Source organism: Sphingorhabdus arenilitoris (assembly GCF_042651485.1).
Taxonomy (GTDB): Bacteria; Pseudomonadota; Alphaproteobacteria; order Sphingomonadales; family Sphingomonadaceae; genus Sphingorhabdus_B; species Sphingorhabdus_B arenilitoris.
Map to the genome: position 1 here is coordinate 449,913 of NZ_JBHSDH010000013.1, position 21,742 is coordinate 471,654.

Consider the following 21,742-nt stretch of genomic DNA (forward strand, 5'->3'; position numbering starts at 1 on the left):
AATGCCCAAAAGAACTGACATAAACTCCATCCTTATTATCGGCGCTGGCCCTATCATTATCGGACAGGCGTGCGAATTTGACTATTCGGGGACGCAAGCGGTGAAGGCATTGCGGGAGGAGGGGTACCGGATCATCCTCGTCAACTCCAACCCCGCAACGATCATGACCGATCCCGATATGGTTGGCGAAAATGGCGCGACCTATGTGGAGCCAATTACGCCTGAAATCGTTGAGAAGATCATTGCCAAGGAAAAGGCGAAATTCCCCGATGAAAAGATGGTCCTGCTGCCTACTATGGGCGGGCAGACGGCGCTGAATACCGCGCTATCGCTCAACAAAATGGGCGTGCTGCAAAAATATGACGTCGAAATGATCGGGGCGGATGCAAAAGCGATTGACAAGGCGGAGGACCGGATCAAATTCCGCGACGCCATGGACGCTATCGGCCTGGAAAGCGCACGCAGCGGCATCGCGCATAGCATGGAAGACGCGCTCGCCGTGCTCGAACGCACCGGCCTTCCTGCCATTATTCGGCCTAGCTTCACCATGGGCGGCACCGGCGGCGGCATTGCGTATAACCGCGACGAATTTGTGGAAATCGTCGAAGGCGGGTTGGAAGCTTCGCCGACCACCGAGGTATTGATCGAAGAATCGCTATTGGGCTGGAAAGAATATGAGATGGAGGTTGTCCGCGATAGAAAGGACAATTGCATCATCATCTGTTCCATCGAAAATATCGATCCGATGGGTGTGCATACAGGTGACAGTATAACCGTGGCACCCGCGCTGACCCTGACCGATAAGGAATATCAGATTATGCGCAACGCCAGCCTTGCGGTGCTGCGTGAAATTGGCGTGGAAACAGGGGGTTCCAACGTACAATTCGCGGTCAATCCAGCCGATGGCCGCCTGATTGTTATTGAGATGAACCCGCGTGTATCGCGTTCGTCGGCTCTGGCATCCAAAGCAACGGGTTTTCCGATCGCAAAGGTCGCGGCAAAGCTGGCCGTGGGCTATACGCTCGACGAGATCGATAATGACATAACCGGCGCGACGCCGGCGTCATTTGAACCGACGATTGACTATGTTGTCACCAAAATCCCGCGCTTTGCCTTTGAAAAGTTCAAAGGGTCCGAACCGCTGCTCCACACCGCAATGAAATCGGTGGGAGAGGTGATGGCAATCGGCCGCAATATCCACGAAAGCCTGCAAAAAGCGTTGCGCGGATTGGAGACAGGGCTTGTCGGGTTCAACTATGTTGATGATTTGCAGGGTGCATCGCGCGATGACCTGATCGCCGCGCTATCGCGGGCAACGCCGGACCGGTTGTTGGTAGCGGCGCAAGCATTACGCGAGGGGATGACGGTTGCCGAGGTGCATAGCGTTGCGAAATATGATCCTTGGTTCTTGGAGCGCATATCGGAGATTATCTCTGCCGAAGATAACATCCGCGACGACGGTCTGCCGCAGGATGCGCCCGCGCTTCGCAAGCTAAAGTCGATGGGGTTCAGTGATAAACGGCTCGCACATTTATCACTTGAATCCGCGCATTTGCGTCCTGGTATGAGCACGGCGGTGCGCCGCGGATCGGGCCTGTTGAGCGAGGCTGTTCGCGCCATGACGGGGCCGATTACCGAAGAAGAAGTCCGCGCGCTGCGCCACAAGCTGAACGTGCGTCCGGTATTCAAACGTATCGACACTTGCGCGGCAGAATTTGAGGCGAAAACGCCTTATATGTATTCCAGCTATGAAGCACCGTTGTTTGGGGAGCCGGAATGTGAGGCCATGCCATCGGACCGCGAAAAAGTCGTGATATTGGGCGGCGGCCCGAACCGGATCGGGCAGGGGATCGAATTTGACTATTGCTGTGTCCATGCATGTTTTGCGCTGGAGGATACATATGAGACGATCATGGTCAATTGTAACCCGGAAACCGTTTCAACCGATTATGATACGTCGGACCGGCTCTATTTCGAACCGCTGACCGCAGAAGATGTGTTGGAAATCCTGCATGTCGAACAAAAATCGGGTAAGTTGAAAGGCGTGATTGTCCAATTTGGCGGACAAACCCCGCTCAATTTGGCCCATGCGTTGGAAAAGGCGGGAATTCCGATATTGGGCACTTCGCCCGATGCCATTGATCTGGCCGAAGACCGCGAACGTTTTGCAGCGTTGGTCAATAAGCTTGGCCTGAAACAGCCGGAAAATGGCATTGCGCGCAGCCGCGAAGAGGCGATCGCGGTCGCCGACCGGATCGGCTATCCCGTCCTTATGCGGCCGAGCTATGTGCTTGGCGGACGGGCGATGGAGATTGTCGATACGCAGGCGCAGCTGGAAAATTATATCCAGACTGCGGTGATCGTTTCAGGCGATAGCCCAGTACTGATCGACAGCTATTTGCGCGACGCGATAGAAGTCGATGTTGACGCCATTGCCGATGGTGATGACGTGGTTGTCGCCGGTATTTTGCAGCATATTGAAGAGGCTGGCGTCCATAGCGGAGACAGCGCCTGCACTTTGCCGCCTTATTCGCTACCGCAGGATATTGTTGAGGAAATCGCGCGGCAAGCCGATAGCCTGGCGCGGGCCTTGAAGGTGAAGGGCCTGATGAATGTGCAATTTGCGGTCAAGGATGGCGAAGTATACCTGATCGAAGTGAATCCCCGAGCTTCGCGGACAGTGCCCTTTGTTGCAAAGGCCATCGGCGCACCAATAGCGAAGATAGCAGCAAGGGTAATGGCAGGCGAAAAGCTGGTGGATTTGCCCAAAATCAATCTCGATATAGACTATATTGCGGTCAAAGAGGCGGTGTTTCCCTTTGCTCGTTTCCCGGGTGTCGATCCGGTCCTGTCACCGGAAATGAAATCAACGGGCGAAGTCATGGGTATCGACCGTGATTTTGCCACTGCCTTTGCCAAATCGCAAATGGGGGCTGGTGTGATTTTGCCGAAATCAGGCAACGTGTTTGTTTCGGTAAAGGACACTGACAAACCCGTTATCTTGCCCGCCTGTCAGAAATTGGAAGCAATGGGTTTTCATATTATGGCAACGGGGGGCACAGCGACCTATTTGGCGGATAATGGGGTTACCGTTGAAATGGTCAATAAAGTCGCACAAGGCCGGCCGCATATCGTCGACCGCATCATCGACGGCAAAATCGACCTGATCTTCAACACAACAGAGGGTTGGCAGAGTCTGAAGGATTCCGAATCAATCCGGCGCAGCGCTCTGGTGGAGAAGGTTCCATCCTACACGACGGCAAGCGCCAGTGTGGCCGCTGTAGAGGCGATATCGGCGCTTCGCAACGAGTCGCTTGAAGTTCGTCCGCTTCAGGACTATTATTAAGATAAGGCAGTAATTCTTTCCCCCGCATTTATGGAACTGCAGCCGGATGAACGCGTCGTTCGCCGGTCGGGATGATTTTGGTATGAAGGAAATGCTCATGGCGAGCCACGAAAAATATCCGATGTTGGCCGAAGGCTATGAAAAGCTTGCGGCGGAACTGAAAAAACTGCGCGAAGAGCGCCCTCAAATCGTTGAAGCGATTGAGACCGCGCGGGCGCATGGCGACCTGTCGGAAAATGCGGAATATCACGCGGCCAAAGAGCGTCAGGGCCAAGTTGAAGCAACCATTGGTGATATTGAAGATAAAATCGGGCGGGCGCAGATTATCGATCCTGCCACTTTATCGGGCGATAAAATCGTATTTGGCGCGACGGTCACTTTGCTGGATGAAAACGACAAACCCGTTGTGTATCAGCTGGTTGGAGAAACCGAGGCAAATGCCGGGGCTGGGCGCATATCGTATAATTCGCCCTTGGGCCGCGCATTAATCGGGCGTGAGGTCGACGATGAAATCGAATTGACCGTTCCGTCGGGTGACAAATATTATCTCGTACAAAAAATTGAATTTAAATAACAGGTTGGACGTTGCTCCAGGAATAATGTGATGAAATTGAAACCTGCAACAACTGCCCTTGTTCTTATCAATGTCCTTGTTGCTCTGATCGGTTTGTGGCCGGGGGCAATGAATGTCATGCTGCCTGCTGCCGCTTTTATTCCGGCCCGGATATTCGGTTCAGCAGCGATGTTTGGTGAGGCGGCTACACTCATCCCGGTTTGGTTGACGCCTTTTACGGCCAGCTTCATTCACTTGGGATGGTTTGACTTATTATGGCCGTTTTTGCTGCTGCTATTGCTGGGCAACGCGCTGGAAATGTCCATAGGATCGCGCGCCATTGTCATCCTATATTTCGGCGGCGCGCTGTCATCTGCGGTGGCCTTGACGGTTGTCGCCGGAGGCAGCGCTGAACCTTTTACCGGGTCATTCAACGCGGTGTCGGCGATTATCGGTTGCTATTTGATGCTGCAAACGCCGTTGGTTCAGCAATATTGGATGAATTTATCCGGCCGAAATAGCCGGCTGCTGCAATTGACGGCGTTATGGTTCGTTATCAACATCGCCTGGAATTTATACATGCCGTGGGACCAGATTGTGCCCTTGGTGGCATCGGCGATGGCGGCATTTATCTTTGGCTGCCTTGCCGCAGAGCCGCTGCACCGTTGGTACAAACGAACGGCTTAAAGCCAATTTCGTTAAACATTCACGTCGGGTTCTAGCAAACGGTGGAGATGAACCACAACATATTTCATCTCCGCATCATCAACGGTCCGCTGCGCCGCGCTGCGCCAAGCGTCTTCAGCCTCTTCATAATTGGGAAACACACCAACCACATCAATCTTATCAAGATCGGTGAAATCCAGGGAGCGCGGATCAGCTACCCGGCCGCCAAAAACGAGATGTAGTTTGGGCTTTTCCAATTTGAACTCCTATGACCGTTGAACATGCGCTCACCCGCGCCTGAATGACGCGCTCTTAACTGCGCAATATTGGATTTTCTAGTCCTTTTTACGAGCGGCATCACTGGCCGCTTGACCAGCGGCTTTTACCGCTTCGGTCGCCTTGCTGACCAAATCGCGAAACTGATCGCGGGCTGTGTCTTTGTTGATGCCCAGATCATCCACTTTTTTCATACCTGCTTCTTTGGCAGCACCCGCAACCTGTTTGGCTTTCTCATTCAGCTTCTTACCCGTTTTGCCCAGAATTTTCTGTTCGCGTTCGGTTTTCGGTAATAATGCGCCAATTATCGCGCCAATGGCCAAGCCCCCGGCGACGATAGCCAACGGGTTTTTATCGATCGTATCCGCAGATTTGGCCTTTGCCTTTGTCGCCAATTGTTTCGAAGACTGCACTTTCTTGCTGGCCACTTCGCGGCCTTTGCCATAGGCATCACTTGCTTTTTTGCGGGCCGCAGCGCTTGTCTGCTCCGCTTTCGCTTTGGCCGTTGCAATACCGTCTTTCGCGCTATCGGCGGCTGATTTTATTCCATCGCTCAACTTACTCATCGCCTGTTCCTTTACCTGTTCCTGAATTCCACCGTTTTGCCGCGTCCAATATCGGACGATGGGCTGCCAATAATATAGCCGCAAGCGCGGCTCCGCCCAACAATCGCTTATTATCCTTCGCTATTTGAAGGCTTTTATCCTTTGCGCCTGATAATTTTTCAATCTGTTTTGATTTCCACCGGTCGGCGATATTGGCAGGCCGCCATGTTTCCCGCTTTTCCTTTATGCCATTGGTCAGCGCTAATCGCGCATCCTTGCGCGCTCTATGGCGTGCCAAAATATCAATCCGATCCATCATCTTCGCTTTCAATTTCAGGAAATTTGAATTTCCGTGCTTGTTTGCGCCCGATTAAAGCAGCGCCAATGCTGACAACGACACATGCGCCAACGACTATTAACGTGGCTACAACGGGCCCAGCATAACTCACCAAAATCAGCAAACAGCCCAAAATAAATGCGATAGAACCACCGAGCAGTGCAATGAGGGATATGGTGAAAAACAAAGCGCTCCGTTTGGCGACCGATTTGCTGTAATTTAACCGGGCACGGTAATAGTCTATTTCGGCGCTGGCAAATTGACGCACATCATGGGCAAGCTGCTCCATATCCCGCTTGATTGAGGGATCGGCGGCATTGGGCTGCACATCATCAATGTCCAGAGGATGAGTCTGGTCCGGATCACCGTCCATATTTGTTCGAATATCCTTGTTTAAGCGTCGTCGCGGCCAGAGCGGATTAGCCGTGAAATCAGGAAACCGACCGCTGCTGCTGCGCCTATGGCAATGGCAGGGCTTTTGCGAACGAAATTCCGGGTATCATCGACAATATCATCAACCTTCTTTGCATCCACTTTTTCGGCGAAGCTTTCAACCGCGTCGGCGGCGGAGCGCGCATAATCACCATATTGCTTGCCGACACTCTCGTCGATTGTCGCGGCGCTGTCCCGGATCAATTTGCCGATACCGCCCACGGCTTCTGTCGCTTTATCTTTACCGCGTTCGGCGGCGGTCCGTGCTTTATCAGTCGCTTGCTCTTTGAAATTGTTCATGCCTTCTTTGACCTTGTCCTGCGCTTTACCTGCGGCGGGCACGGATTTGGCGACTGCTTTTTTTGCTGTAGTCGTTGCCTTTGCCGGCTTTGCAGCGGTGGTTTTTGCGGTGGTTTTTTTGGCTGCGGGTTTTGCGGCAGTTGTTTTGCGGGCCGCTGGCTTGCGGGTCGCTGCGGGTTTCGCTTTGGGTTTATCGGTGTCGGCCATTGGGATTCTCCTGTTCATTCGCTTATAGCTTACGTTATGATATTTGCATCTTGACTGCTTTAGTCAACTACAACACCAAAATAAAATTGGCCGAAGATAGGCCATCGCAGGTAATTATATGGCATTTTCATTGCCAATCTTATTGCATCCTATCGTTAACGACTATAGACGCGCGGCGTTCCCTCTACCCATAGCATATATTAGGAGCCTCCCCAATGACCGCCATTATCGACATTCATGCACGCGAAATTCTGGACAGCCGCGGCAATCCTACCGTTGAGGTTGATGTGTTGCTGGAAGATGGCAGCTTTGGCCGAGCGGCAGTTCCTTCGGGCGCGTCCACCGGAGCTTATGAAGCGGTCGAATTGCGCGATGGCGACAAAAGCAGGTATAAAGGTAAAGGCGTTCAAAAGGCGGTTGATGCGGTCAACGGCCCGATTGCCGACGCACTCATCGATCTGGACGCCGAAGATCAAGAGGATGTCGATGCAGCAATGATCGCTCTCGACGGTACGGAAAATAAGTCAAACCTGGGCGCGAATGCTATTTTGGGAGTCAGCCTTGCCGTTGCAAAGGCAGCGGCGGATGCGCGCGGCCTTCCGCTTTATCGTTATGTCGGCGGTGTGAGCGCGCATATCCTGCCCGTGCCGATGATGAATATTATCAATGGCGGCGAACATGCCGACAACCCCATTGATTTTCAGGAATTCATGGTGATGCCTGTTGGTGCGTCGTCGCTATCCGAAGCGGTACGGTGGGGCGCCGAGATATTCCATACTTTGAAATCCGGCCTGCATGAAAAAGGTTTGGCCACGGCCGTGGGTGATGAAGGCGGCTTCGCGCCAAATCTGGCGTCAACACGTGACGCGCTCGATTTCATCATGACCTCCGTTGAGAAAGCTGGCTTTAAGGCCGGCGAGGATGTTGTCCTTGCACTCGACTGCGCCGCCACCGAATTTTTCAAAGATGGCAAATATGAAATTTCCGGCGAGGGCCTGTCGCTCTCGCCTACCGAAATGGCCGATTATCTCGCTGCTTTGTGTAAAGACTATCCTATCCGTTCGATCGAAGATGGTATGGACGAAGATGACTTTGAAGGTTGGAAAGCGATAACCGACGCGATTGGTGACAAGGTGCAGTTGGTGGGCGATGACTTGTTTGTTACCAATCCGAAGCGGCTTGCCATGGGTATCGAAAAAGGTCTGGCCAATTCGCTGCTCGTAAAAGTGAACCAGATTGGCACGTTGACTGAGACTTTGGACGCTGTCCGCATGGCGCAGCGCGCTTCTTATACCGCCGTGATGTCGCACCGCTCTGGCGAGACCGAAGATGCGACCATTGCCGACCTAGCCGTTGCGACCAATTGCGGCCAGATCAAAACTGGCAGCTTGGCGCGGTCCGACCGGCTTGCAAAATATAATCAGCTGATCCGGATTGAGGAAGAGCTCGGCAGCAGCGCGCATTATGCTGGCAAAAGCATTTTTCGGTAAATCCGGGGAAGGGCGAATGGCAAGCTAGGCGGCATCACTGATCCCGCGAGAAGCGGATATCGGCGGATAGGCAAAAGGCTTAGCTTGCACGACTCACCGGAATATGTTTGCTGTAACAGCATGGGCATAAAGAAGAAAAAACCAACAGCGCTCCGGTCAGTCATTGTGCCTTTTGTGGCTTTGCTGGCTTTGCTTGGTATCGCCTCTTATGCGTTGCTGGGACCGACGGGCATCATCGCTTGGACCGATTACCGGGCCGCGCTGAACGATCGTTCTAAGGAATTGGCCGCGTTGGAGAAAGAGCGTGATGCGCTGCGCAATCGGCAACGTTTGCTGGATCAAGATAATGTTGATCCCGATTACGCGGGTGAATTGATGCGCAAGGAATTGAACGTCGTTGCTCCCGATGAAATCGTGGTTCCGATGAAATAATCGAAAAACTTGCCAATGCAGCGATGCCGTATCGTAAAATCACTTTTCACCGGCGTTTTTTTTGACTAGGCGATTGCCAAGCCCGTGATGATATAAGTTTAACTTAAGAGGAAAATATCTTGGCCAAGGCCCCCGCCAAAAAAACTACGACCGCTGCAGCAAAGAAATCACCAGCTATTTCCGGCAACAGCAATTTGCATAATAGAGAGCGCCCCGAGGCGCCAAAGCCCTATGAAGCAACCCCCGAAGAGCTTTTGGCTTTTTACAAGGAAATGCTGCTGATCCGGCGCTTTGAGGAAAAAGCAGGGCAGCTGTACGGCCTCGGTCTAATTGGCGGATTTTGTCATCTTTATATCGGGCAAGAGGCGGTCGCAATAGGCCTGCAATCGGCACTGACCCCTGGCAAAGACAGCGTCATTACCGGCTACCGCGATCATGGTCATATGCTTGCCTATGGTATTGATCCCAACATCATCATGGCGGAACTGACCGGACGAGCAGCGGGCATCTCGCGCGGCAAAGGCGGGTCGATGCATATGTTTTCGACCGAGCATAAATTCTATGGCGGCCACGGCATCGTCGGCGCGCAGGTGTCATTGGGAGCAGGGCTTGCCTTCAAGCATAAATATTCAAAAGATGGCGGCGTTTGCCTCGCCTATTTTGGCGATGGCGCGGCCAATCAGGGGCAGGTTTATGAAAGCTTCAACATGGCCGAGCTTTGGAAGTTGCCGATTATCTTTGTGATCGAAAATAACCAATATGCCATGGGGACCAGCGTCAACCGTGCGTCGTCCGAGGATCAGCTTTATCGCCGCGGTGAGAGCTTCCGTATTCCGGGCATACAGGTGGACGGTATGGACGTGCTTGCCGTACGTGGCGCAGCGGAAACCGCTTTGGAATGGGTGCGTGCAGGTAAAGGCCCGATCCTGCTGGAAATGAAAACCTACCGCTATCGTGGGCATTCCATGTCGGACCCAGCCAAATATCGCAGCCGGGACGAAGTGCAATCTATGCGAGAAAATAGCGATCCAATTGAGCAGACGAAAAAACGGTTGCTCGAACTGGGCGTTTCGGAAGATGACATTAAAACCATCGATAAAGATATCCGGGCCGTGGTGAATGAAGCCGCCGATTTCGCGGAAAATTCGCCTGAGCCTGATGTAAATGAACTATATACTGACGTTTTGGTGGAGCAATATTGATGGCCGTCGAATTAAAAATGCCGGCGCTTTCGCCAACGATGGAAGAAGGCACACTGGCCAAATGGCTGGTGAAGGAAGGCGATGAGGTTAGCTCCGGCGATATTCTTGCCGAGATTGAGACCGACAAAGCGACCATGGAATTTGAAGCAGTGGACGAAGGCGTGATTGCGTCGATCCTCGTTCCAGAAGGCACCGATAATGTGAAGGTCGGCACGGTGATCGCGATGATCGCTGCCGAAGGTGAGGATACGAGTGCGGCCGCTCCGGCACCTGCGAAGGAAGCAGCAGCTGCACCCGCACCGGCGCCTGCAACGCCTGCTCCCGTAGCAGCACCGCAGCGATCCGCAGCAAAATCTGATCCCGCTATTCCGGCGGGTACGGCAATGGTCACGCTGACCCTGCGCGAAGCATTGCGCGACGCGATGGCCGAAGAGATGCGGCGCGAGGAAAATGTATTCGTCATGGGCGAAGAGGTCGCCGAATATCAGGGCGCTTATAAAGTGACCCAAGGTTTGCTCGACGAATTTGGTCCCGACCGTGTCATTGATACGCCGATCACCGAATATGGCTTTGCCGGTATTGGCACAGGTGCGGCGATGGGCGGCCTGCGTCCGGTAATCGAATTTATGACCTTTAACTTTGCGATGCAGGCGATCGATCATATCATCAACAGCGCGGCAAAGACCAATTATATGTCGGGCGGCCAAATGCGTTGCCCCATCGTGTTCCGTGGGCCGAATGGAGCGGCGGCGCGCGTCGGCGCACAACATAGTCAGAATTATGCGCCGTGGTATGCCAGCGTTCCCGGCCTGATTGTGATTTCACCCTATGATGCGGCAGATGCAAAGGGACTATTGAAAGCCGCCATCCGATGCGAGGATCCGGTCGTGTTCCTCGAAAACGAATTGCTATATGGCCGCAGCTTTGAGGTGCCCGATATGGATGATCATGTCTTGCCCATCGGCAAGGCACGCACCATGCGCGAAGGCACCGACATCACAATCGTCAGTTACTCGATTGGCGTTGGCATGGCATTGGAAGCAGCCGAGACATTGGCAGGAGAGGGGATAAGCGCCGAGGTCATCGACCTGCGCACTATTCGCCCGCTGGATAAGGCGGCAGTTCTGGCAAGTCTCGCCAAAACCAATCGTTTGGTGATTGCCGAAGAAGGCTGGCCTGTATGCTCCGTGGGCAGCGAGATCATTGCTATATGCATGGAAGAAGGCTTTGACGATTTGGATGCCCCCGTGATGCGGGTGACCAACGAAGATGTCCCTATGCCCTATGCCGCCAATTTGGAGCAGTTGGCATTGATAAACCCGGCGAAAATCGCCGCGGCTTGCCGGAAATTATGTGCGTAAAAAAGGCTGGTCGATTAAGACCAGCCTTTGAATTAGGTGCAGGCTGATTTTGTGACGCCTGTAACTGGATAGACGCCGTCGCCTCCGGTTGGGCCCTTATAATCGCGGCGTTCGCGAACAACCATGCTGGCTGTTTGCTTAATCGTTCGGTCGGTCAACCGCGTGAAGCCATTCACGATTTTGGGCTGAAAATAATATTGCAACTCAACAAACATGACCGAGCCATCGGGTGGTGGCGCTGATTTTCGGCCCGCTGGTCCAAAGCCGTCCGATGTTGGCGTGGACGACGTTGTGCCATAGCTTGAGCTATATTGCTGGGCAAAACCAGCGCATCTTTGCCAACGGATCCGGTATTTGGGATTAGCGGCATTGAATGGCGAGACAGGCTCAATACTGGACAAGATAATTTTGGAATTGCCGCGGATTGATTCCACATTTGTAACCGGATCAATATATTTGTGGGCTCCAGCAAGTGCAACACGATCACCTTCACGCAACGTGCCTTCAAACACATCGTTAATATGCAATTCGGTCAGCGGACGGTCGGATAGGCGGCTGCCATCGCCCATACGCGCCGCGTTATCGGCGGTATGAATAGTTATCTGATTCAATTGCATAATCACTGATGCATAGTTGGCTATTTCAATCCCACCCACGGATAATCCCATGAAAAAAGGAAGGGATACCGCAAATTCCACCAGAGCGAGGCCGCTTTCATCCTTTTTCACGTCCCGCAGTAATTTGCCGATACGGGAAAATTTAGACATAGCTTCCATCATGTGCAGTTCCTTTGTTGTGCAGGTCCGAATTTAGCTTGGTCGCCATAGGGCTGGTTGGCCAAAATGGAGTTAGAGCTAATCGTCACATATTCCGGAAATCCCAAAAATTTGGCCATCGGGAATAAGCGCTTATAAGTGACGTTCACTTTTATGATTACAACGTCTTGCGCGCCGCCTTGACCGCCGGTGCCGCCATCTGCATCCCATTGTTCATTATTGTTTGCATCGATATAGGGTTCGCCATTGTTGCAGATACCGTCAAGATCGGTCGGAGTGTCTGTCCATTCTTCTGCTTTTGCGGCCGCTGCGGCAGAGAAGGTTTTATAATAGCGGCGCACCGGCGTAATCACCGCGCCCGGAGCAACGGTTTTCACCGATTCTGCAATTTTCTTGTCAATGATGTCTTGCTGCACCTGAACCGCTGCACCTTCCAGGCTCGAATCTCGCGCCGCTTCTTGCATAGCGCCATCGAGCACGGTCCGAGCATAATAATTATGCCCTGCATCCGCCGTTCCGATCAGCATCAGGATTGCGACGGGCGCGATTAATCCGAATTCCATAACGGAAGTGCCCTGTTCATCCCGGGATATCGTGCGAGTCAATTGCTTTATCATCCTCAAAACCCTTAGTCTGTTAGGCGCAATGCGGAAATTTGAGCGGCGATACCCTTAAAGGTCGAGTTTAGCGCATTCGCATCGGTTGCGTCATAATATCGTCCAGGCGTTGCGCATGCCTTCAATCGGTTTGTGGTTGCGGTGTTAACCCCGTCGCCATAAGAAACCACCCACAGCGTGATATTCTTATTCTTGATCGCTGTGCACAATGCGTCGGTGCGCTCATCCAGATTTTTCTCCAACAAACTGGTTGTTGGCACTTTTGTCGCATCGGTTTGACGGCGGTCATACCAGTGAACGCCATAGGCGCTGTGCATTTGCGTGCTGCCGACCACGGTGTCGCCATCGGTCATAAAAATCAAATGCCGCTGAATATCTTTATCATCCGGGGCAGTTATTTCAGAGAAAATACCGGTGGGCGACATCAACCGCGCTCCCCACAACAGTCCAATGTCATGATATGTGAAGCCATTTGGTGTCAGAGTGTTAACATAGTCTTTGAACGTTTTTCCGGTCCAGGATTGATATAGCTTTGCCTGAGTTGGGCAATAATAAGAGGGCCGGGAAAAACCATGGCTGCCATTGCCGGTTCTGGTTTGGTTGCTCAATGTTTTATCGCCAGAACTATCCTCACGAAGCCACACGGCATTAAGCAACGCGGGGCCCCACTGTGTCGATACATCTCCTGGGACGGGTTTAAGATCAATGTCCATATCTTTGGCAGCAGTTGGGATAGGATTCCAATCGCCGGTCGGATCATCGTCTACTCGCACTGTCTGACGTTCTTCGATACATCCATCCCACGCGATATTTATGTTTGTACCGTTGTTACCAAGTGGCAGCGCGACAGAATTACGCCATGACGCGGGCGTGGTAAGCGAATCTTTCAACGCGCTGATATTGAATGTGACAGGCTTATACGTCCAACTGTCGAAGGACGTCGATGTTTTAAAGGTGATTGGCGTCGTTGTCTGCGTAGTGATAGTTTTGACTTGTGAATTTTGCCAATTATCCTGCAAGTAACAAAATGAGCCCGATTTCACGTAGCGATATTCGACATTCGCCACAATCTGCGTCTGTTCGTAGATTTTTGTTACGACGGTTGTTCCAGGCCCCGGATCGGTAGGGTTAACAGATACGATTGTTGGCGTGTTTGACCAAACTGTCTGCCCATTTTGTCTCGGCGGCGCTGTATTGCTTCCACAGCTTCCTTTTCCAACACGGAAGTTTCTGAAATATGTTTTGCCGCCAATCACCACGTTATTCGGCACATCATACCAGCCTGAATAATTGGCATTTTGTGTTGTTACATTGGTCTGTACGCCGGCCGATTCAGTGCCATAAATGGGCGTGTTACCGCCGGTAGTGACAAAATTCGCCTGACGCGATTGATAGGTCCAACTATCGGCGATGAAGTCAAAAGGTAGCAATTTACCCACATTGACGTTCGTCGAATAAGGCACGAAGCCAAAGCGCAGCTGAACCGTCGACGCGTTGCTATTTTCCGGATCGGACGTTTCACCGCAATCCGCCGGGGCAATATCATCAATATTGTCTTTGGCGAGCGCTTCGTAAAAACATTTGGTCGCTTTCTTTAATCCATCCATTTTCGACGGATTGGTTGCGGTAATAGGCTTTCCGTCGGCGGCATCTCCCATCGAGCCGGTGACGTCGAGAACGAACATTACATCGGTATTGGGGATCCGCAATTCGGATTGGCACGTAACCTCCACCTTCCGTTGGTCCTGACCCAGCACCTTCATCAGCGACATCGGAACATCGACTGATGCCTTCCCGCTTACGTTACCGCCGGTTTCCGAAAAAGTCCGCTGCATGCCCGCTGTGCCATAATCGCCGGATTTGAAGTTGGCATCGAACATTTTATTGGCTTCGGTTCTGGCTTTGTAGCTATTCGCCTGCCAGGTACCGGTGCCCATCACCTTACGACCCATCAGCGAGCCCGCATCGCACGCGGCTTGCAATCTCGTCTTTGCCAGATATATGCGGCTCATATCGACGCCGCCGCCGATTAACCCGATGGTCGGGATTACCGCCGCCGCCATGATGGCGATGGTGTTACCAGCCTCGTCACGCAATAAACGTGATAAAAAACCGCTATGCTTCGCTACATCTTTTTGTCCGGCCATGATGGTCGAGCCCCTGTTGGTTACATAAAGTCACCGTTGGTCATAGCGTCGCCATGGTAATCAACCCTTGAAAATTGTTGGTTACCGCAATCTTAACCTTGATTTTCGGTAGTTTTGCGTTTCGAAGGGCCAAATGAAATTGGACATAAATGCTCTAAAACCTCCCAAAAGGCTTGCTGTCGCCTATGCACCGCGTGACGCCAAGGCCGCTCTGACGCTGCTATTATTATTTGATGAACGGTTGGGGCAGATATTGGAACGCACAAGCGAACCTTTAATCGGTCAGATGCGCCTCGCTTGGTGGCGTGACATTATCGGAAAGGAGGCAGAAGCGCGGCCAAGCGGGGAGCCGTTAATCGCGCTACTCAATGACGTGAACCTGCCGCTGATAAATGACGCTATGCTCAATATCCTTTCGGGCTGGGAGGAGTTGATTGCGGCGGAGCAGTGGGATGAAATGACGCTGCGACGTCATGCGACCCATCGGGCTACTGGCCTGTTTGAAGGCTATGCCAAATTATTCGGCGGGCCATATGATGAAACCCAATTGATTGAAGCAGGCGCGCGCTGGGCTTTGGCCGATTGCCTGCATTATTGCCGGGATCAGCAGCAACATGATGCAGTCACCGCATGGATATTGGACAGTAGCAAGATGAAACTGCCGCGCCATCTGCGTCCATTGTCGATCCTGACTAAGTCAGCGGGCGATCATATTTCCGGCTTTGCTTTGCTATGGCATGCCTTGACGGGGCGATAAAATTCATTGCACATAAGCGCTTAGTGGATGGAGAGTGCGATGAATAGGTTTTTGGCAGGAGGGTTGGCTGCATTGGCATTGGCGGGCGGTGGCCTCATTTTTTGGCAGACACAGGCTCAACAGGAAATCGAATTACCGCCGCCGCCGCCGCCCGCCGCCGATGAAGACGGTGACGTATTGCCAGTCCCCGCAAGCAATGCGCCGCAGTTCGGCCCCGCGCCACCGACACCGCCAAAAGCCGCGAAAGCAAGCCGAGAGGAGCAACGCTTTAACCGCTATGATCGCAACCGTGATGAAATAATCACGCGCATAGAATTGATGAGTAGCAGGACGAAAGCTTTCAAAAAGCTCGACAAGGACGGGAATAATCTGCTGACTTTTGAAGAATGGGCGGCAGCAACGTCGGATCGTTTCGCAAAGGCAGATAATAACCGCGATCAAAAACTGACCCGAGCCGAATTTGCGCAGACCCGGCCAAAGCAGCAAGCTAAGCCGAAATGCCGATGTTGAGCGCAGTGGTTGGTCCTGTTCAATAGGCCGCCCTATTGGATTAAACAGCGCCGCTACATAATGGCCGCATTTGCATTTTTCCATGCATTCAATTCCGACCGGGCCCGGGTTGTTAGCGCTTGTTTGCGTTCTTTTTTGTGCACACGTCCTTCAAGCGGTGCAAAAAGGCCGAAATTGACATTCATGGGTTGATAATCATGCGCTTTGCCTTCCGGCGCGGCATCGCCGTTGATATGCGACAATAATGCGCCAAGTGCGGTGGTAGCAGGTGGCGGCTCTATTTTTTGGCCTGCCAACTCTGCTGCCGTCATTATGCCTGCCATCAATCCGACGGCAGCGCTTTCAACATATCCTTCGCAGCCGGTAATCTGCCCCGCGAAACGGATATGCGGTGCTGATTTCAGCCTCAATTGCCGGTCGAGCAGTATGGGAGAACGGATGAATGTATTGCGGTGCAACCCGCCGAGCCTTGCAAACTCCGCCTTCTCCAACCCCGGGATTTTACGCAGCAGCTCCATTTGGGCCCCATATTTCATCTTGGTTTGAAACCCGACAATATTCCAAAGGCTGCCCTGTTTATTATCCTGCCGCAATTGGACGACAGCATGAGCACGTTTGCCCGTTTTAGGATTGGTGAGCCCAACCGGTTTCATCGGACCAAAACGTAATGTATCTAGGCCGCGTGACGCCATGACTTCAATCGGCATACAGCCTTCAAAATAAGGAGTATTTTTCTCCCACTCTTTGAAATCTGCTTTCTCGCTTTCCAGCAGCCCTTGATGGAATTCCCGATATTGCGCTTCGTCCAAGGGGCAGTTGATATAATCCTTGCCATCGCCCTTGTCCCAGCGCGACTGGAACCAGGCGGTGTCCATATCGATACTGTCAAAATACACGATCGGGGCAATGGCGTCGAAAAAGGCGAGCCTGTCTTGTCCGGTTTTCGCAATAATGCTGTCGGCCAATTGCATCGCGGTCAGCGGGCCGGTGCAGACAATAACATGGCCCTCATCCGGCAATCTGTCGATCCGTTCCCGAACGATCTGGATATTATCATTACTATTCAGTATATTTTCAACCGAAGCCGAGAAAATATCTCGGTCGACGGCAAGGGCCGATCCAGCCGGGACTTTCGCAATTTCAGCAGCAGCCATGATGACCGAGTCCAAATCGCGCATCTCCTGATGAATAAGGCCGACAGCATTATTTTCTGCATCGTCGCTGCGAAAGCTGTTGGAGCAAACCAATTCGGCGAGCCCTTCGCCTTGATGAGCAGGCGTCATGTCCCCGCCGCCGCGCATTTCGGACAGGCGCACCTTTATCCCGCGCTTTGCCAATTGCCATGCCGCCTCGCTGCCTGCAAGACCGCCACCGATGATATGCACTTGATAATTATCGCTCATAGAAGGCGCGATTAACAAAGAAACTTGCCAAGTAACAGTCAAAAGCGCCAAAAGCCGATATGCCTTTTGCTATGTCCCTCGATCAAAATAATATCATCGGTAAGCCTGAGATAACAGCGCCATCCGTATCGGGGAATAAATATGATCGCGGATGGGCGGTGGTTTTCAGCGGGCCGCCACTGCGCACCGGAGCATCGCGGCTGTCGGCGCAGGCGGCACTGAGCGTGGGCGCAGGGTTGGTCACCATAATGGGCGCAAAAGAAGCTTTGCAGGAACAATCTGCGCATGTTTCGGCCATCATGCTGGCTGAGCGAAGCGATGATTTGCATGCGATTGATAGCCGTGTGACGTCGCTTGCCATCGGTCCGGCCTATGGCATTGGAGAACGGTGCCGGGCCGATGTTCTGGTTTTAGCGGGGCAGGGGCGGCTGATGGTTATAGATGCGGACGCGATCACGGCCTTTGCGAAGAGCCCTGCAACCTTATTTACCGCCCTGCATGATCAGATTGTTTTAACGCCGCATGATGGCGAATTTGCGCGGCTCTTTCCTGATATATCCCTGTCAGACCGGCTTCATGCAGTCACTGCGGCGGCGCAGCGGTCGGGAGCCGTCATTTTGTTAAAAGGTCCGCAATCAGTTATTGCTGCCCCGGATGGACGGATTGCGATAAACACGCATAGCTCGCCATGGCTGGCGACTGCGGGTTCGGGCGATGTCCTGACCGGAATAATTTGCGGGATAATGGCGCAGGGCGTCGGCGGTTTCCGGGCGGCTTGCTGTGCGGCTTGGTTGCATGGTGACATCGCGGTTCGATTTGGTGCAGGGCTAACGGCGGATTTAATGGTAAAACAAATACCGATGACATTGGCTGACTTGGGGCCAGCAGAACAGGGATGAGGGGGAAGGGTTATGAAGGAAGATTTGGCGCATAAACGCCCCTGGTTATTGGTAAGCTTGGTATTTGGTTTATCTTACCCGCTCGCGGCGATGTGGCATGTTCCCGAGATATTTGCTGTTATTTGGAAAATGGCATCGGTCGGAGCCTTAGTACCCTATGCATTGCGGCGGCACCATAATGGCGAATTTGCAATGCTCGCCGGTGTGCTCGGCCTATGCGCTCTGGCTGACGGAGTTTTGGAATTCAGTCTTACTGCCGGCGGAGCAATTTTTGCCGCCGCACATTTGCTTGCGATAGCGCTCTATGCGAGGCACCGGCGGGTAAAGCCAGTTGTAAGCCAGCAGGCTTTAGGGGTCGTCGTCGCGATTTTGACGCCCATCATTGCGTATCTTTTGGCAGGTGCAATCACGGCGATTTACGCGGTATCGCTATCAATCATGGCCGGAATGGCATGGATGAGCAACTTTCCCCGTTACCGCGTCGGCATAGGCGCGATGATGTTCGTGGCATCCGACCTGCTTGTCTTCTGGCGAGAGGGGCAGGGCGGCCAATTCCCGGCTATGGCCTGGGTCATCTGGCTGCTATACTATTTGGGCATGGTGCTGATCGCGACGGGCATAGTGCAAACATTGGTAAAGCGCGGGCATTTTGATGACGCTTAACTGAACGCCGCCTTACCTCATCATGGTTTGACCATCCGGTTTACTGGGCTTTACTGGCGCCTCGTCACCTATTCATTCGGGGCTATCATGCGGCTCCTGCTCCGGGGCACCCTCTTCGGTTGCCGCATCAACAGTATCGGTTTCCTCGTCACTTTCTTCAATCAACGCGGCGCTGACAACATGTTCGTTATCTGCGACGTTGAATAGGCGCACTCCTGCAGTTCCACGTCCAATCACCCGGAGCGATTCGAGCGGCAGGCGAATCATCTTTGCCTGATCAGTAACCAGCATCAATTGATCGCCTTGCGTAGCGGGGAAGCTGGCGACAACTGGCCCATTGCGTTTGATATTGTCGATATTGGTGACGCCCTGACCGCCCCGTCCAATGCGGCGATACTCATAGGCGCTCGACATTTTGCCATATCCATTGGCGCATACGGTCAGGATGAATTGCTCCTTTGCCGACAATTCTGCAAAACGGTCGGCGGCCATCGTTGGCTCCCCTTCTTTGTCTGCTTTCCAAGGGGCAAAACGAAGATAATCTTCTCGTTCTTCCATCTGCGTTCCGACTTTTTTCAGGATCGAAAGCGACATAACCTCATCATCGCCTTTCAAAGTCATACCCCGCACGCCAATGCCACTGCGGCTCTTGGTTTCCCGTGCGTCTGCAGCGGCAAAACGAATGGCTTTACCATTGCGGCTCGCCAGCAATACGTCGTCTTCCTCGTTAAGCAGTTCTACGCCGATTAACCGGTCGCCGCTGCCTTCGATGAAACCCATTGCGATTTTACCGTTACCGGGGACATTGGTAAACGCATCCATATTATTGCGGCGAACCATCCCTTTTGCCGTAGCAAAGACGATGTTGAGATTTGCCCATTCCGCCTCATCTTCGGGCAGGGGCAATACGTTGGTGATGAATTCATCCTCGCCCAAGGGCAAAAGGTTGACCATCGGACGCCCCTTTGTTTGCGGCGCGCCTTCGGGCAGTTTCCACACCTTCATGCGATATACACGGCCGGTATTGGAGAAAAATAGCACCGGCGTATGGGTTGAGGTGACAAACATTTCAATGACGACATCTTCGTCCTTCGTCGCCATCCCGGCCCGGCCCTTACCGCCGCGCGCTTGCGCCCGGAAAGTGGCGAGCGGTGTCCGTTTGATATAGCCGCCATGGGTGACGGTCACGACCATTTCCTCGCGCTCCATCAGGTCTTCATCATCGACCCCGTCCCAGCTTGCGGTAATTTCGCATAAACGCGGCGTCGCAAATTCGTCGCGGATCGCCTCTAATTCCCCGCGCATGACGGCGTATAATTTGACACGGTCTCCCAATATTGCCAAATATTCTGCAATATCGTCAGCAAGTCCCTTTAATTCCTTGCCAATTTCATCACGGCCCAGCGCCGTTAACCGGTGTAGGCGCAGCTCCAATATCGCCCGAACCTGAACGTCGGACAGTTTATAATTATCGCCGCTAATTTCCGTCTCAACCGCTTCGACCAATTTGATATAGGGTGCAATTTCGGCGATTGGCCATTCTCTGGCCAGCAATGCCGCCCGCGCCTCAGCGGGGCTGGATGACCCGCGAATGATACGGACGACCTCGTCCAGATTGCTGACCGCAACAACCAGACCGAGCAAAATATGTGCACGGTCACGCGCCTTTGCCAGCTCATATTTGGTCCGCCGGGTGATGACTTCTTCACGGAAGCTGACAAAAGCCTCGATAATATCGCGAAGGTTCATTACCTCTGGCCGCCCGCCGCGAATGGCCAGCATATTGGCCGGGAAGCTGGATTGCGCAGGCGTATGGCGCCATAGTTGGTTCAAAACTACATCCGGGGTCGCATCTCGTTTCAGGTCGATCACGACCCGCACGCCTTTACGGCTCGATTCGTCGCGAATATCGGAAACGCCCTCAATCCGCTTTTCCTTGGCCGCTTCGGCTATTTTTTCGACCAGTCCTGACTTGCCGACTTGGAACGGGATTGAAGTCAGAACGATAGAGCGCCGATCGCCGCGACCTTCCTCTATTTCATGGCGGGCGCGCATCATGATAGACCCTTTACCATCGCGGTAAGCATTTCGGGCACCGCCTTGTCCCATAATCAGGGGGCCGGTCGGAAAATCAGGCGCAGGGATGATTTCGATCAATTCATCAATCGTGATCGCTGGATTGTCGATAAAGGCGAGTGCTGCCGCGATAACCTCTCCCAAATTATGGGGCGGGATATTTGTGGCCATGCCGACCGCGATACCGCCCGCACCATTGACCAGCAAATTCGGAAAACGCGCAGGCAGAACCTGAGGCTCGTCCAAGCTACCATCATAGTTGGGTTGAAAATCAACAGTATTTTTATCCAAATCGTCGAGCAGGCTGTTCGCCACCTTGGCAAGGCGCGCTTCGGTATAGCGCATCGAAGCGGGTGGATCGGGATCCATCGATCCAAAGTTACCTTGACCATCAATCAACGGCACCCGCATCGACCAATCCTGCGTCATGCGCGCAAGGGCATCATAAATGGCGCTGTCACCATGCGGGTGATAATTACCCATCACGTCGCCCACGATTTTTGCCGATTTGCGGTAAGGGCGCCCGGCAACAAATCCGCCTTCCTTGCTGGCGAATAATATGCGCCGATGCACTGGTTTCAATCCATCGCGGACATCGGGCAAAGCGCGCGAGACAATAACGGACATTGCGTAATCAAGATAACTTGACTTCATTTCGTCGACGATATCAACGGGGGCAATATCGGACGGATCGCTGCTGTTATTTTCGTCGCTCACGCGCTGTTTTTCCTTCAATTTTCAAATTGG

General features: G+C 53.0%; 21 protein-coding genes. 11 read left to right on the plus strand and 10 right to left on the minus strand.

Annotated elements, in window-relative coordinates; translation table 11 throughout:
• Position 1 precedes the first annotated feature (1 nt).
• The 3 genes from carB to ACFOWX_RS06310 all read left to right on the plus strand — a co-directional run bounded on the left by carB (position 2) and on the right by ACFOWX_RS06310 (position 4,586).
• The gene (carB, locus tag ACFOWX_RS06300) at positions 2–3,346 is read left to right on the plus strand and encodes a carbamoyl-phosphate synthase large subunit (protein ID WP_381422364.1); all 3,345 of its coding nucleotides are present in this window, start codon (positions 2–4) and stop codon (positions 3,344–3,346) included.
• 97 nt (positions 3,347–3,443) lie between these two features.
• Positions 3,444–3,920 (plus strand): transcription elongation factor GreA, encoded by a 477-nt coding sequence (gene greA / locus ACFOWX_RS06305; RefSeq protein ID WP_381424944.1) that lies wholly within the window; start codon positions 3,444–3,446, stop codon positions 3,918–3,920.
• Positions 3,921–3,950: 30 nt separating this feature from the next.
• A complete protein-coding gene (locus ACFOWX_RS06310; RefSeq protein ID WP_381422366.1) occupies positions 3,951–4,586 on the plus strand; it encodes a rhomboid family intramembrane serine protease in 636 nt (211 codons plus the stop codon).
• Between the two features lie 11 nt (positions 4,587–4,597).
• Here the strand turns inward: ACFOWX_RS06310 and ACFOWX_RS06315 are convergent, their stop codons facing one another.
• The 5 genes from ACFOWX_RS06315 to ACFOWX_RS06335 form a co-directional block, all read right to left on the minus strand.
• On the minus strand, positions 4,598–4,822 hold the full coding sequence (locus tag ACFOWX_RS06315; protein WP_381422368.1) for a DUF4170 domain-containing protein: 225 nt from the start codon (positions 4,820–4,822) through the stop codon (positions 4,598–4,600).
• 78 nt (positions 4,823–4,900) lie between these two features.
• Positions 4,901–5,407 carry a hypothetical protein gene (locus ACFOWX_RS06320; RefSeq protein ID WP_381422370.1) on the minus strand — a complete coding sequence of 169 codons (507 nt, stop codon included), beginning with the start codon at positions 5,405–5,407 and terminating at the stop codon, positions 4,901–4,903.
• Positions 5,400–5,705, minus strand: coding sequence for a hypothetical protein (locus ACFOWX_RS06325; protein ID WP_381422372.1), 306 nt, complete (start codon positions 5,703–5,705; stop codon positions 5,400–5,402). The genes ACFOWX_RS06320 and ACFOWX_RS06325 overlap by 8 nt, the downstream gene beginning before the upstream one ends.
• A complete protein-coding gene (locus ACFOWX_RS06330) occupies positions 5,689–6,096 on the minus strand; it encodes a phage holin family protein (protein ID WP_381422374.1) in 408 nt (135 codons plus the stop codon). The genes ACFOWX_RS06325 and ACFOWX_RS06330 overlap by 17 nt, the downstream gene beginning before the upstream one ends.
• 20 nt (positions 6,097–6,116) lie before the next feature.
• On the minus strand, positions 6,117–6,662 hold the full coding sequence (locus ACFOWX_RS06335) for a hypothetical protein (RefSeq protein ID WP_381422376.1): 546 nt from the start codon (positions 6,660–6,662) through the stop codon (positions 6,117–6,119).
• A gap of 215 nt (positions 6,663–6,877) precedes the next feature.
• Here ACFOWX_RS06335 and eno point away from each other — a divergent pair, with 215 nt between their 5' ends.
• The 4 genes from eno to ACFOWX_RS06355 all read left to right on the plus strand — a co-directional run bounded on the left by eno (position 6,878) and on the right by ACFOWX_RS06355 (position 11,147).
• Positions 6,878–8,152, plus strand: a complete 1,275-nt coding sequence (gene eno / locus ACFOWX_RS06340) for a phosphopyruvate hydratase (RefSeq protein WP_381422378.1) — start codon at positions 6,878–6,880, stop codon at positions 8,150–8,152.
• An 84-nt stretch (positions 8,153–8,236) separates the two neighbouring features.
• Complete coding sequence (locus tag ACFOWX_RS06345; protein ID WP_381422380.1) at positions 8,237–8,584, plus strand: FtsB family cell division protein; 348 nt, start codon at positions 8,237–8,239, stop codon at positions 8,582–8,584.
• 176 nt (positions 8,585–8,760) lie between these two features.
• A complete protein-coding gene (pdhA, locus tag ACFOWX_RS06350) occupies positions 8,761–9,786 on the plus strand; it encodes a pyruvate dehydrogenase (acetyl-transferring) E1 component subunit alpha (protein WP_381424946.1) in 1,026 nt (341 codons plus the stop codon).
• Positions 9,786–11,147: a pyruvate dehydrogenase complex E1 component subunit beta gene (locus ACFOWX_RS06355; RefSeq protein WP_381422382.1), complete on the plus strand. Its 1,362-nt coding sequence runs from the start codon at positions 9,786–9,788 to the stop codon at positions 11,145–11,147. Before pdhA ends, ACFOWX_RS06355 begins: the two co-directional genes overlap by 1 nt.
• A gap of 32 nt (positions 11,148–11,179) precedes the next feature.
• Here the strand turns inward: ACFOWX_RS06355 and ACFOWX_RS06360 are convergent, their stop codons facing one another.
• The 3 genes from ACFOWX_RS06360 to ACFOWX_RS06370 form a co-directional block, all read right to left on the minus strand.
• On the minus strand, positions 11,180–11,914 hold the full coding sequence (locus ACFOWX_RS06360; RefSeq protein WP_381422384.1) for a TadE/TadG family type IV pilus assembly protein: 735 nt from the start codon (positions 11,912–11,914) through the stop codon (positions 11,180–11,182).
• Between the two features lie 8 nt (positions 11,915–11,922).
• Positions 11,923–12,486 carry a TadE/TadG family type IV pilus assembly protein gene (locus tag ACFOWX_RS06365; RefSeq protein ID WP_381422386.1) on the minus strand — a complete coding sequence of 188 codons (564 nt, stop codon included), beginning with the start codon at positions 12,484–12,486 and terminating at the stop codon, positions 11,923–11,925.
• A gap of 65 nt (positions 12,487–12,551) precedes the next feature.
• A complete protein-coding gene (locus ACFOWX_RS06370; protein ID WP_381422388.1) occupies positions 12,552–14,687 on the minus strand; it encodes a TadE/TadG family type IV pilus assembly protein in 2,136 nt (711 codons plus the stop codon).
• Between the two features lie 133 nt (positions 14,688–14,820).
• Between ACFOWX_RS06370 and ACFOWX_RS06375 the strand changes: the two genes are divergently transcribed.
• Both ACFOWX_RS06375 and ACFOWX_RS06380 read left to right on the plus strand, forming a co-directional pair.
• A complete protein-coding gene (locus tag ACFOWX_RS06375) occupies positions 14,821–15,444 on the plus strand; it encodes a squalene/phytoene synthase family protein (RefSeq protein WP_381422390.1) in 624 nt (207 codons plus the stop codon).
• A gap of 39 nt (positions 15,445–15,483) precedes the next feature.
• Positions 15,484–15,954, plus strand: coding sequence for a hypothetical protein (locus tag ACFOWX_RS06380; RefSeq protein WP_381422392.1), 471 nt, complete (start codon positions 15,484–15,486; stop codon positions 15,952–15,954).
• Positions 15,955–16,007: 53 nt separating this feature from the next.
• Here ACFOWX_RS06380 and trmFO read toward each other — a convergent pair whose 3' ends face one another.
• Positions 16,008–17,357, minus strand: coding sequence for a methylenetetrahydrofolate--tRNA-(uracil(54)-C(5))-methyltransferase (FADH(2)-oxidizing) TrmFO (gene trmFO / locus ACFOWX_RS06385; protein WP_381422394.1), 1,350 nt, complete (start codon positions 17,355–17,357; stop codon positions 16,008–16,010).
• A gap of 71 nt (positions 17,358–17,428) precedes the next feature.
• On the opposite strand from trmFO, the gene ACFOWX_RS06390 reads away from it, so the two are divergent.
• Positions 17,429–18,256, plus strand: a complete 828-nt coding sequence (locus ACFOWX_RS06390; RefSeq protein WP_381422396.1) for an NAD(P)H-hydrate dehydratase — start codon at positions 17,429–17,431, stop codon at positions 18,254–18,256.
• Positions 18,257–18,268: 12 nt separating this feature from the next.
• On the plus strand, positions 18,269–18,919 hold the full coding sequence (locus ACFOWX_RS06395) for a lysoplasmalogenase family protein (RefSeq protein WP_381422398.1): 651 nt from the start codon (positions 18,269–18,271) through the stop codon (positions 18,917–18,919).
• A gap of 72 nt (positions 18,920–18,991) precedes the next feature.
• Here the strand turns inward: ACFOWX_RS06395 and gyrA are convergent, their stop codons facing one another.
• Entirely contained in the window at positions 18,992–21,712 is a 2,721-nt protein-coding gene (gyrA, locus tag ACFOWX_RS06400; RefSeq protein ID WP_381422400.1) for a DNA gyrase subunit A, read from the minus strand.
• Between the last annotated feature and the right edge of the window lie 30 nt (positions 21,713–21,742).

Bases quoted from the DNA above. Each gene is read 5' to 3' on its own strand.
- ACFOWX_RS06380 (WP_381422392.1), top strand. From the start codon at position 15,484: ATGAATAGGTTTTTGGCAGGAGGGTTGGCTGCATTGGCATTGGCGGGC.
- ACFOWX_RS06355 (WP_381422382.1), top strand. From the start codon at position 9,786: ATGGCCGTCGAATTAAAAATGCCGGCGCTTTCGCCAACGATGGAAGAA.
- greA (WP_381424944.1), top strand. From the start codon at position 3,444: ATGGCGAGCCACGAAAAATATCCGATGTTGGCCGAAGGCTATGAAAAG.
- eno (WP_381422378.1), top strand. From the start codon at position 6,878: ATGACCGCCATTATCGACATTCATGCACGCGAAATTCTGGACAGCCGC.
- ACFOWX_RS06390 (WP_381422396.1), top strand. From the start codon at position 17,429: ATGTCCCTCGATCAAAATAATATCATCGGTAAGCCTGAGATAACAGCG.
- ACFOWX_RS06370 (WP_381422388.1), bottom strand. From the start codon at position 14,687: ATGGCCGGACAAAAAGATGTAGCGAAGCATAGCGGTTTTTTATCACGT.
- ACFOWX_RS06395 (WP_381422398.1), top strand. From the start codon at position 18,269: ATGAAGGAAGATTTGGCGCATAAACGCCCCTGGTTATTGGTAAGCTTG.
- trmFO (WP_381422394.1), bottom strand. From the start codon at position 17,357: ATGAGCGATAATTATCAAGTGCATATCATCGGTGGCGGTCTTGCAGGC.
- ACFOWX_RS06325 (WP_381422372.1), bottom strand. From the start codon at position 5,705: ATGATGGATCGGATTGATATTTTGGCACGCCATAGAGCGCGCAAGGAT.
- carB (WP_381422364.1), top strand. From the start codon at position 2: ATGCCCAAAAGAACTGACATAAACTCCATCCTTATTATCGGCGCTGGC.
- ACFOWX_RS06375 (WP_381422390.1), top strand. From the start codon at position 14,821: ATGAAATTGGACATAAATGCTCTAAAACCTCCCAAAAGGCTTGCTGTC.
- ACFOWX_RS06365 (WP_381422386.1), bottom strand. From the start codon at position 12,486: ATGGAATTCGGATTAATCGCGCCCGTCGCAATCCTGATGCTGATCGGA.
- ACFOWX_RS06310 (WP_381422366.1), top strand. From the start codon at position 3,951: ATGAAATTGAAACCTGCAACAACTGCCCTTGTTCTTATCAATGTCCTT.
- ACFOWX_RS06335 (WP_381422376.1), bottom strand. From the start codon at position 6,662: ATGGCCGACACCGATAAACCCAAAGCGAAACCCGCAGCGACCCGCAAG.
- ACFOWX_RS06360 (WP_381422384.1), bottom strand. From the start codon at position 11,914: ATGTCTAAATTTTCCCGTATCGGCAAATTACTGCGGGACGTGAAAAAG.
- ACFOWX_RS06320 (WP_381422370.1), bottom strand. From the start codon at position 5,407: ATGAGTAAGTTGAGCGATGGAATAAAATCAGCCGCCGATAGCGCGAAA.
- ACFOWX_RS06330 (WP_381422374.1), bottom strand. From the start codon at position 6,096: ATGGACGGTGATCCGGACCAGACTCATCCTCTGGACATTGATGATGTG.